This is a genomic window from Polaromonas sp. P3_C2, from assembly GCF_056402675.1.
This window is the reverse complement of sequence record NZ_JBFUGX010000065.1, coordinates 1-10410: the sequence shown is the minus strand read 5'-3', so window position 1 is coordinate 10410 and position 10410 is coordinate 1. Positions and strand designations below refer to the sequence as shown.

General features: G+C 62.1%; 10 protein-coding genes and 1 pseudogene. 4 read left to right on the top strand and 7 right to left on the bottom strand.

The genetic code is table 11. The features are described 5' to 3' along the window. Positions 1–791 (top strand): NAD(P)-dependent oxidoreductase (locus AC1DWI_RS04825; protein WP_477724457.1); only part of this gene is annotated, 791 nt, incomplete at its 5' end. Positions 792–872: 81 nt separating this feature from the next. On the opposite strand, the gene AC1DWI_RS04820 is transcribed toward AC1DWI_RS04825, so the two are convergent. The 3 genes from AC1DWI_RS04820 to AC1DWI_RS04810 form a co-directional block, all read right to left on the bottom strand. After that, positions 873–1532 carry a BON domain-containing protein gene (locus AC1DWI_RS04820; protein WP_477668831.1) on the bottom strand — a complete coding sequence of 220 codons (660 nt, stop codon included), beginning with the start codon at positions 1530–1532 and terminating at the stop codon, positions 873–875. Further along, positions 1529–2128 carry a phosphoheptose isomerase gene (locus AC1DWI_RS04815; protein ID WP_431098788.1) on the bottom strand — a complete coding sequence of 200 codons (600 nt, stop codon included), beginning with the start codon at positions 2126–2128 and terminating at the stop codon, positions 1529–1531. The genes AC1DWI_RS04820 and AC1DWI_RS04815 overlap by 4 nt, the downstream gene beginning before the upstream one ends. 95 nt (positions 2129–2223) lie before the next feature. Then, the gene (locus AC1DWI_RS04810; RefSeq protein ID WP_477668832.1) at positions 2224–2679 is read right to left on the bottom strand and encodes a YraN family protein; all 456 of its coding nucleotides are present in this window, start codon (positions 2677–2679) and stop codon (positions 2224–2226) included. Between the two features lie 50 nt (positions 2680–2729). Between AC1DWI_RS04810 and rsmI the strand changes: the two genes are divergently transcribed. Then, positions 2730–3578, top strand: coding sequence for a 16S rRNA (cytidine(1402)-2'-O)-methyltransferase (rsmI, locus tag AC1DWI_RS04805; protein WP_477668936.1), 849 nt, complete (start codon positions 2730–2732; stop codon positions 3576–3578). Then, positions 3575–4807: a multidrug effflux MFS transporter gene (locus AC1DWI_RS04800; RefSeq protein ID WP_477724456.1), complete on the top strand. Its 1233-nt coding sequence runs from the start codon at positions 3575–3577 to the stop codon at positions 4805–4807. The genes rsmI and AC1DWI_RS04800 overlap by 4 nt, the downstream gene beginning before the upstream one ends. Positions 4808–4822: 15 nt before the next feature. Here AC1DWI_RS04800 and AC1DWI_RS04795 read toward each other — a convergent pair whose 3' ends face one another. Both AC1DWI_RS04795 and AC1DWI_RS04790 read right to left on the bottom strand, forming a co-directional pair. Continuing rightward, positions 4823–5305, bottom strand: coding sequence for a hypothetical protein (locus tag AC1DWI_RS04795; protein ID WP_477668834.1), 483 nt, complete (start codon positions 5303–5305; stop codon positions 4823–4825). Positions 5306–5612: 307 nt separating this feature from the next. After that, positions 5613–6536 carry a LysR substrate-binding domain-containing protein gene (locus tag AC1DWI_RS04790; RefSeq protein ID WP_477668835.1) on the bottom strand — a complete coding sequence of 308 codons (924 nt, stop codon included), beginning with the start codon at positions 6534–6536 and terminating at the stop codon, positions 5613–5615. A gap of 217 nt (positions 6537–6753) precedes the next feature. Between AC1DWI_RS04790 and AC1DWI_RS04785 the strand changes: the two genes are divergently transcribed. Beyond that, positions 6754–7992, top strand: coding sequence for a cation:dicarboxylate symporter family transporter (locus AC1DWI_RS04785; protein WP_477668836.1), 1239 nt, complete (start codon positions 6754–6756; stop codon positions 7990–7992). Here the strand turns inward: AC1DWI_RS04785 and AC1DWI_RS04780 are convergent. Together AC1DWI_RS04780 and AC1DWI_RS04775 are read right to left on the bottom strand one after the other, a co-directional pair. Next, a complete protein-coding gene (locus AC1DWI_RS04780) occupies positions 7938–9806 on the bottom strand; it encodes a peptide transporter (RefSeq protein ID WP_477724455.1) in 1869 nt (622 codons plus the stop codon). The two genes, AC1DWI_RS04785 and AC1DWI_RS04780, sit on opposite strands and share 55 nt — an antisense overlap. Before the next feature lie 63 nt (positions 9807–9869). Further along, a pseudogene (locus AC1DWI_RS04775) lies at positions 9870–10410 on the bottom strand (argininosuccinate lyase); the annotation flags it as partial.

Below are 10410 nucleotides of genomic sequence, written 5' to 3'. Positions count from 1 at the left end.
ACGACGTCACGGTCTACAACCGCAGCGCCGCCAAGGCTGCCTCCTGGACGAGCGAGTTCAAGGGCCGTGCAGCCGCCACACCGCGCGAGGCGGCTGCAGGCGCAGACGTCATTTTCTGTTGCGTGGGCAATGATGCCGACCTGCGCAGCGTGGTACTGGGTAACGATGGAGCGCTGGCCGGCATGAAACCGGGCGCCATCTTCGTGGACCACACCACGGCCTCGGCCGATGTGGCGCGTGAACTCTCCGCCGCGGCCTCCAAGATCGACCTGCACTTCATAGATGCACCCGTCTCGGGTGGCCAGGCTGGTGCGCAAAATGGCGCGCTCACAGTGATGTGCGGCGGAGACGCCGCAGCATTTGAGGCCGTGAAACCAGTGGGCATGGCTTTTTCAAAAGCCTTCACGCTGATGGGCCCAAGCGGCGCGGGGCAACTTACCAAGATGGTCAACCAGATTTGCATTGCTGGCCTGGTACAGGGCCTGAGCGAAGCGGTGGCGTTTGGCCAGAAGGCCGGTCTGGATGTCAACCAGGTCCTGGACGTGATTGGCAAGGGCGCAGCGCAAAGCTGGCAGCTCGACAACCGCGGCAAAACCATGGTGGCCGACAAGTTTGACTTCGGGTTTGCCGTGGACTGGATGCGCAAGGACCTGGGCCTGGTACTGGACGAAGCCAAGCGCAACGGTGCGCGCCTGCCTGTGACGGCCCTGGTCGACCAGTTTTATGCCGACGTACAAGCCATGGGCGGCCAGCGCTGGGACACATCGAGCCTGATCAAGCGCCTGAAATAGAAACTGGGCCAACCGGAAAAATCGGGTGGAAAGCAGAGCGGCAATGCTGCCGAGGCCAGCACTGCCCGCCCCTAACTAACGTCAACTCCCGGCGGGTTTGGCGCCTGCGGGTGGCTCGACGGGTTTTGACGGCAGCATGCGTGCCAGCTCTTCCTCGCTGATGATTTCAAACATGCGGATGACTTTTTGCACACCCGGAGTGGAGCGGACCACTTCGGTGGCGCGATCCGCCTCGCGCTGTGTAACACGCCCCATCAGGTAGGTCGTACCACGCTCGGTCACCACCTTGAAGGCGTTCAACGACAGGTCACGGGCATCCACCAGCATCGCCTTGACACGGCCGGTGACGAGGGTGTCGGACGAGCGCTGTGTCAGGGTGGCGTTGCCCATCACGGCCAGTTCATTGACCACCGAGGTCACATTCTCCACACGCGAAACGATCTGCTCGACCAGCTGCTTGTCTTGCGCGCTGGGCACTTCACCCGTCAGCAACACCTGGCGGTTGTAGCTGGTCAAGTTGACATGCACACGGTCGCCCACGTTGCTGCGAATCCGGCTGGCCGCCCGCAATTCAATGCCCTCGTCTTCCAGCTGCGCACCCGACGTGCGGCGGTCGGTGGCAACAAGCGCCCCCCCGGCCATGCCACCTACCACCAAAGGAAAGCAGGCTGTCAGGGCACTGCCAAGCAAGACCGACGTACCAACGGCCAGAGTGAGTCGTTTCAACGGGGCATATGTCATACAGAGGTCTCCTGATCGCCAAGTAACTGGGTGTCCACACCATCGCAAATGCAATGGAGGACAAGAAGGTGCACTTCCTGGATACGCGCGGTCCGCTCATGCGGCACGCAGATATGCACATCGGTTTCGCGCAGGGCATGGGTCATCTTGCCGCCCCCGCGCCCCGTCAGCGCCACCACGGTCATCTCGCGCTCATGGGCGGCTTCGATGGCGGCCAGCACATTGGCCGAATTGCCGCTGGTGCTGATGGCCAGCAATACGTCGCCGGCGCCGCCCAGGGCACGCACTTGCTTCGAGAAGATGACCGTGAAGTCGTAGTCGTTGGCAATGGCGGTGAGGATGGAGCTGTCGGTCGTCAGCGCAATCGCACCCAGCTCCGGCCGCTCGCGCTCATAGCGCCCCACAAACTCCGCAGCGAAGTGCTGGGCATCCGCTGCCGAGCCACCATTGCCGCAGGCCAGGACTTTGCCGCCACTGGTGACGCTGGCCAGGATGGCCTGCACGGCGGCCGCAATCGGTTTGGACAGGACCTGTGCCGCCTGGTATTTCAGGTCGGCACTGTCAATGAACTGCTGTTCGATACGTTGTTCAAGCATGGGGTCAATGATAGCGGGTCGGACTGCTCCGCCGGTCCCGGAGGGGTTTGCGCAGGCTGGCAATGGATGGTTACAAATTCCGCCATTCCCGGCGTTCAGGACGCGTCGAAAGCCCCGGGCAGCCATTCAATGTCAGGGGCCGCCCCGTCGTCCTGCGGCCCGTTGACCAGGACCACGTCGAATCGACAAGGCGGTGGGCTGGCGAAACGCATGAGATAGTGCCTCGCGGCAAAGATGATTCGCTGTTGCTTGGCCGGGCTGATGCTGGCGCCGGCGCCGCCGTGCGAGACGCCCGTGCGCTGGCGCACTTCCACAAACACCAGAGTACCGTCAGGTGCGCGCATGACCAGGTCGATCTCGCCGCCGCCGCGGCCCGGCGTCCGATAATTGGTATCGACCAACACCAGTCCGGCCTTGGCGAGGTAGGCGCGCGCGGCAGCTTCCGCAGCATCACCCCTCGACTTGGTGGTAACCTGCCCAGGCGAGGCTGGGGCCTGAAGGGCCGTCGCTTTTGACGCCGTCCCGGCAACCTGTTTTCTGGAAAACCACATTGAACGCTTCCTTCGACCTGGCACTGAATGCGGCACGCGCCGCAGCAGGCATGCAGCATTATCCGGAAAGTGCGCTCTATGTGGTGGCGACCCCGATCGGGAACCTGGCCGACATCAGCCTGCGCGCCCTGCAAGTACTGCAGCTGGTAGACGCCATAGCCTGCGAAGACAAGCGGCATTCTCAACCCCTGCTGCGGCAGTACGGCATCGACAAACCCCTGCTGGCGGTGCACGAACACAATGAAGCTGAGGCCGCAGGTCTGGTGATCGAACGCCTGCAGCGGGGTGAGCGCGTGGCCTATATCAGCGACGCCGGCACGCCGGCCGTGAGCGATCCCGGCGCCCGCCTGGTCGCCGCCGTTCGTGCCGCTGGACTGGCCATCATGCCCCTGCCGGGTGCCAGCAGCGTCACTGCGGTGCTCAGCGTGGCCGGGCTGAGCAGCCCGGGCGGTGACACCGGGTTCGTATTCGCCGGTTTCCTGCCGAGCAAGGCCGGTGAACGCGACCAGGCCATCCAGCAGCTGCAAACCGATGCCCGGGCCATCGTGATTCTGGAGGCGCCACACCGCATCGAGGCGCTTGCGAAAGCACTGGCGGTGCTGCAAGGCCGCCTGGTCACCGTTGGCCGTGAGCTGACCAAGCAATTTGAGGAAATTGCGACCGTGCCGGCGCAGGATTTTTCCGGCTGGCTGGCCGCTGGCGCCCAGCGTACGCGCGGTGAATTTGCACTGGTACTGCATCCTTGCGCCGCTGCGGATAACCCCGAAGATGGCACACGGGTGCTGCAGTTGTTGCTGGCGGAGTTGCCGCTCAAGACTGCTGTAAAAGTCGCGGCAGAAATCACCGGCGTGGGACGTAACGAGCTCTATGACACCGCACTCAAGCTGAAAAAAGAATGAACCCCAACGCCGACGAACTCTGGCACGCACCACGCTGGGCGCTTGCCGCCTTGTTGGCTGTGCTCGGGATGCTCGGTCCGTTTTCCATCGACACCTACATTCCCGCCTTTTCCGGCATGGCGCAGTCGCTGGGAGCATCACCGGTAGAAATGCAACAGACGCTGTCGGCCTACCTGTTCGGTTTTGCTTTCATGAACTTGTTTCACGGTGCGCTGRCCGACAGTTTTGGCCGTCGGCCGGTGGTGTTGTGGGGAATCGCGCTATTCACTCTGGCGTCGGCCGGTTGCGCGCTTTCGCAAAGCATCGGGCAGCTGGTTTTTTTCCGGGCCATGCAGGGCTTGTCGACAGGTGCGGGCATTGTGGTGTCGCGCGCCGTCATACGCGACATGTACCCGCCGGCTCAGGCCCAACAGGTCATGAGCCAGGTCACCATCTATTTCGGAGTGGCCCCAGCCCTTGCGCCCATCGTCGGCGGCTGGCTTTTTGTGCATCTGGGCTGGCACAGCATCTTCTGGTTTCTGACGGGAGTGGGTGTGATCCTGTGGGCTACCAACTTCCGGTTCTTGCCCGAGACACTTCCGCCGCTGGAACGCCAGCCGTTTGAAGTCAGGCATCTGATGCGGGGCTACTGGCAGTTGGGTTCCAGCCCCCGCTTTTTATTGCTGGCGCTGGCCAGCGGCGTGCCATTCAACGGCATGTTTTTGTATGTGCTGTCAGCGCCCGCTTTTTTGGGGGAACACCTGGCACTGCAGCCTACCGAATTTTTCTGGTTTTTCATCCTGACAATCTCCGGCATCATGTCCGGCGCGTGGCTGAGCGGCCGCCTGGCAGGAAAAATCGCCCCCAAGCAGCAAATACGGCACGGCTTTGTCATCATGCTGGTCACCTCGGTGCTTAACCTGATTGCCAACATGCTGTTCGCCCCGCATGCTTCRTGGTCCCTCTTTCCGATCGCAGTGTTTGCATTCGGCTGGGCACTGATGGTGCCGGTTGTCACGCTGCTGGTGCTGGACCTTTATCCTGAACGGCGCGGCATGGCTTCTTCCCTTCAGGCCTTCGTGGGCTCAACCGCCAACGGCATTGTTGCCGGTGTCATCGCCCCGCTCACAATGCACTCCACCCGGGCATTGGCGGCAGTCTCGCTCGGGATGATGTGCATCGGGTTGGTTGCCTGGGTGTATCTGCATCACCGGTGGCCGGATATCGGCCGCTCCGCAACACCCGACTAGCGTGCAATACGCCTTTTAACGATCATTGACTCGCATGGGAAATTCCATGCCCTGCCCGATGCGTTGCACCACGTTGTTGCCGTCCAGATAAGCCCAGAAAAACATGGGCTGATCACTGTCTCGCCAGCGGTAAGTCATGATGTCGCCGGACCATGACGCTACACGGTCAATCTTTGCTGGCCGGCCAAATTCGCGTTCCATATCCGAGCGCATCCACTTGCCCGGCTGGATTCTTGAAAACTCTGCTGGCGTCAGGACCTCGCGGACGCTGATGACCCTGCCGGCGGCATCCAGATCTACCATCGTGGCGAACTGACCAAGCGGCTGGCCCGAATACTGCAGCCGGGTTCCCGCATCCAGCGGCACCACCCGGGACGGCGTTCCGCGAAGCGCGATGACGTTCTCGCGGGTCATGCCGGGCTTTATCGCTGTCAACGCGCAGCCGGCGGCACACAGCACCGCGACAACAAGACCGGAAACTAATTTAAATGCCCTCACGGTTACTCCTGCCTGAAATTTAATTGATTACGAGACTTGGGACTCAATCGCGGCCAGAACGTTCCCCGTGACACCTGCCCAACCGATCTTCCCTGCGCGGGCCGAATCACGGATTGTTGCATCATGCCGCACCCGCTGAAGGCGCCCGGACTGCCGCTGTCGTTGTTTCTGGCGCCCATGATGCAGGGCAACGGCTCGAAGCCGGGATTCAACGGATTGGACCAGGCCTCAAGCAAACTCGCCGACTCGTTTTGTACTGAGCCCGCCTGGGGGCCGAGGTGTTTGGTGTCCATGCACCCGCGCGCACTCAGGCTTTGTGCTGCCGCGCAAAAATTTTGGCCAGATCCAGGAAATTCTTTTCGGCCGGCGAATTACTGTCTTCCCGGCTCACCAGCGTGATAGGTGCCACCAGCGCGGGCCTGGCATTGGTGATACGGCAGTACACCACGCTCTCACGGTGAAAATCCTTCATGGATGCGGGAACCACGGAAACGCCCGCGCCCGCCGCGACCAGGCTGATATTGGTCAGCATGCGCTCCACCTCCAAGGCGATCCTGAGCGTGAAGCCCGCCTGTTCACAGGCTTCGATCAGATCCGAATACATGCCCGGTGCGCCGTGTCTGCGCACCAGAATGAACTGCTCATCAGCCAGGGATTTCAGATCAATGGCCGGCATCTTGCCCTTGGCGGCGCCCGCCACCAGCGCGTGACCCACCGGCAGAATCAGCAGCATCTCCTCTTCGAGCAAGGAAAAAAAGCTCACGCCACGCGGATGGCTTACGGGCGTGCGCAAAATCGCGACATTGACCTTGCCCCTGTCTATGCCCTCGGTCAGCTCGGCCGCATTGGCTTCCCTCAAATCCAGATGCACACCGGGATAAGCGCTGCGGTAGGCCCGGATAATCCCCGGAATAAGGGGATGGGCAGCGGCCGAACTGGTAAAGCCGATGGCCAGCGTGCCTTCAAAGCCCTGTGCGGCGCGCGCCGCGCGCGCCGATGCCTGCTCAACACTGCGCAGGATGGCCTGGGCTTCCTGCACAAATACGGCGCCCCCGGCCGTCAGCGCAGCGCCCTTGGGGTGGCGGCGGAACAATTCGAAACCCAGCTCTTCCTCCAGCAGCCGGATCTGGTGGCTCAAGGGCGGCTGCTGCATGTTCAAGCGCTCGGCGGCACGCGTGAAATGCTGCTCCTCGGCAACCATCAGGAAATAGCGCAGGTGTCTCAGCTCCATGGCGTCGGCCCATCTTTTTTAGGTATTGGAGGTCTTATTTCCGGATTTTATGCATATGCCCTCGACGGCGCGTGACGCCTTCGCGTCTTTACACGCGCCGTCCATCCGCAAAAAACAACCGTATGGCGCGGCTCCCGGGCTACGGTAGCCAAGCCGCCCGTAGACTGGGCGATAGATGATCAGAATTAGAAAAATACTTTGCCATCCCATTGCACAGATGGCTCTCGCCTTTGCCGCCGGCATGCTGTTGGGGAATTTTTTCCCCTCAGCCGGCGCGCTGATGAAGCCCCTAAGCGACGGCTTTCTGCGCCTGATCGGCATGCTGATCGGCGTGCTGATCTTTTGCCTGGTGGTGTCCGGTATCGCCAGCATGCGCAACCGGCTGCAGGCCACGCAGGTGGGCATCAAGGCCATCATCTACTTCGAGGCCATGACCTTGATCTCGCTGCTGGCGGGCATGCTGGGCGCCTTGCAGCTGGCGCCCGGGAAGGGTTTCGCGCCGGGTTTTACGGCTGACATCGCACAGCGCGTTGCACCTGCGCCGGCCACGGAAAGTACGACCGACTTTTTGCTCAACATCATCCCCCCGACATTTGCCAGCGCCTTCACCGGCAACAACAACCTGCAGATCCTGCTGCTGGCGCTCCTGTCGGGCATTGCACTGACGCGCGCGGGTGAACGCGGCCGCAGCCTGCTGGAGCTCATCGAAGCGACGCAACAGGTGTTGCAGGGCATGGTCGGCATGGTCCTGAAGCTGGCGCCACTTGCTGCCTTCGGTGCTGTGGCCTTCATGATAGGCCGTTACGGGACATCTTCGGTGCTACCGCTGCTGCAGTTTCTCGGCGCGATTTATCTCGTCAGCATCCTGTTTGTCTGCGTCGTGATGGGTCTACTGGCGCGCGCCGCTGGTTGCAACATCTTTCGCCTGGTCGCCTATGTGAAGGAAGAGCTGCTGCTGGTCTTCTTCACCGCTTCATCGATAGCCGCTTTGCCAGGCTTGGTCGGAAAAATGGAAAGAATGGGCTGCGCCAAATCGGTGGTGCGCTTGATGCTGCCGACCGGCTTCAGTTTCAACCTGAACGGCAGCAACATCTATATCGCCATGGCGGCGATCTTCCTGGCGCAGGTGGCGCATGTCGAACTGGGTTTCTGGCCGCTGCTGTCACTGCTGGGCATCGCGATGCTGACTTCCAAGAGCGCCGCCAGCGTCGCCGGTTCGGCCTTCGTCGCGCTGACAGCGACGTTGGCCAGCCAGAATCTCATTCCGGTCGCGGGCATAGTCTTGTTGCTGGGCATAGAGCGTTTGATGAAATGCCGCTCCCTCACCAACATGCTCGGCAATTGTGTGGCCTGCGTCGTTGTGTGCGCCTGGGAAAAAGCGCTGGACCGCCAAGCCATGCATCAGGCTCTGTCGGGCAGGGACCCCTCCTCGCCCGCCGTCGCCGACCAGATCTGATACAGGCGTTCGCCCAGGCATTCCGCGCGGCCTTCGAACAGGGCGTTCAGGCTCTCGGACCGCTCCAGCCTGCGGTATAGCGCGGCCCGCTCCGCATAGTCGTCGGCCATGCGGATGGCGGCGGCGACATAGTCCTCCACACTGGCGACAATGCTCCAGTCGGGCAGGCCCAAGCGCCGGAACAGCGCTTCATCAATGTGCTCGAACACCTCAGGCCCCGTCTTGCACACGCCGGGCAGGCCGACCGTCACCGCGTCGGTGATGCCGTTGGTATTGCCGAAAGGAAAGGGGCTCAGAAACATGTCGCAGCGATTGAAGATGGCGAGGTAATCCGGGTAGGGCTGGTGCGCGTAGATTTCGGCGTCCGGCAGGTAGCGGCGAATCACCCTTCGCACTTGCGGATAGATCAGGCCGGTTGCCTGTCCAATCAGGAAATGAAACCGTATCTGCTTGCGTGAGCCCGCGCGTATTTTCTGGCAGGTCACCAGGAATTTCGGATTGATCTTCATGGTGGTCGCGGCCACGGCGATGTTGACGACCACCGAGTCCTGCCGTTGTGGCCGTGCCAGCGAGACTTCGATGGCCGACGGGCGGYAAGGCTGCCCGTCCTTTGGCAAGCGCAACAGGGTTTCGCTGAAGCAGGCGGGGTCGCCGACAAAGTCTTCTTCCACGCTGATGTAATCGATACGGTCGGAATGCGTGGTGGCGGGATGGCCCAGCGCGGCCACCTGCACGGGCGCCAGGCGCTGATTGGCCGCGAACATGGTGATGGGAAACATGCCGACGCTGGGCATGTAAAACACGGCAGGCCTGAGGGAGCCGGCCAGCGCGTGCAGCTGGCGCAGACAGGCGATCATGTCATTGGGCGCAGCGAAATCAATCACCTCGTCAAACACCGCCCGGCCCAGTTCGTCGATGTTGCAGGGGTAAGCAATGGCCACCAGGCGAAAATGCCTGCGCGCGGCCTCCAAAGTCCGGGAATGCGTGCGGTAAATCGAATGCCCGCCGGAGAACCACTCGAGCAGTACCAGCATGATGGGCTTGTCCGCACTTTGCGCGGCGAGCGCGAGCGCGGGCGCAGCGCGCCCCAGGCCCAGCGCCTCGAGCTTCTTGCGAACCAGCCGGTTGATGGGGCGCTTGATCTCATGGCGGTCGGCCAGGTCGGCGTAGCTGCAGTGCATGTACACGTCATGCAGGATGCCTACCGGCAKGGTGTCCAGGCTTTCGATTTCTTCGAGGTGGGCAGGCAGCCAGGCCAGCAGCGCCTCCCGCTTGGAATGCGCGGCTGGCGAGCCGAGGAAGCGCGGCGACAACAGGGCCACGAACAGCGCGGCAGCCAGCTTTTTGTTCTGGCGCCACAGCAATTCCACATCCAGCGGGATTTCCGATTCGGGCGAATACAGGATGCAGAACTTCACGAGGTCCCGCTCGCTTACGTGGAACTCCGGCGCGCCGGAACCCAGATAGTTGAGCGACCTCAGGATGTGGTCGCAATGGACAAAGGCGCTGGCGGCGAACAGCGCCGACAACCAGCGCTGGAAGTTGATGAGCTGGCCGAAGCCGCCGGGCGAGACATGAAAGGTCGGATCGGAAAACAGGGCCGAGATGGCGCTGGTGAGGCGGGTCAGGCCGTGCGCGTCACGCTCCTGCGCACCTATGGCGGTCGACAGGCTGAGCGCGAAGTTGCCGTCCAGGTTGCCGTAGTTCCTGTCTATGAGCAGCAGCAGCTTGACCAGCTCTCGCGCAGCCGGCTCCTGCTGGCGGGAGTAGCACAGGTATTCGAAGTTCTCCAGCGAAAAAGTATCGTCAGCCATGGTGCCCTTGTCGATGGCCCCGTCAGGCCGACAGCGCCAGTATCGCCGCTRCCGCCGTGAAACTCATTGGACCAGCCCGGAAAAGGTGCGGTCCAGGTTGTACTGGGCACGCGCGAGCTTGTCCTGCTGCGCCTTGAGCCAGGCGGCGTCCTGCTCTAACCGGCTCTTCTCGGCCACCAGCATCCTGACCGTCTCCGTGCGCTGCGGGCCACCCAGGCCTTTGCTCGAGGCCAGCATGTTCTGCGCGGTCAACGACGTTCGATAGCGCTCCTGCGTCAGCGGGAATTCAGTCTGCGGGAAGCTAAAGGCTTTTACCGCCTCGGCATACAGTTGCTTGACGACGTCAAAGGGGATTTCGGCGGGTTTGAGCTTGTTGGCGCGGCCGTAGTTGACCAGATCCGAGGCGAAATGGTGGCCGACACGGAAAGGGACGTCGGCGTCGCGCTGCAGGATATCGGCCAGCTCGGTGGTGGTGGAGTACTCGGCGTCGACTTCCTGCAGCGCGCGGTTGCGATCAATGACGAGATTGTTCATCAGGTCGGCCAGCTTCACGAAGGCATTGGTCGTGAGGTCCAGGGTTTTCTCGACCTGATCGCGCTTGTAG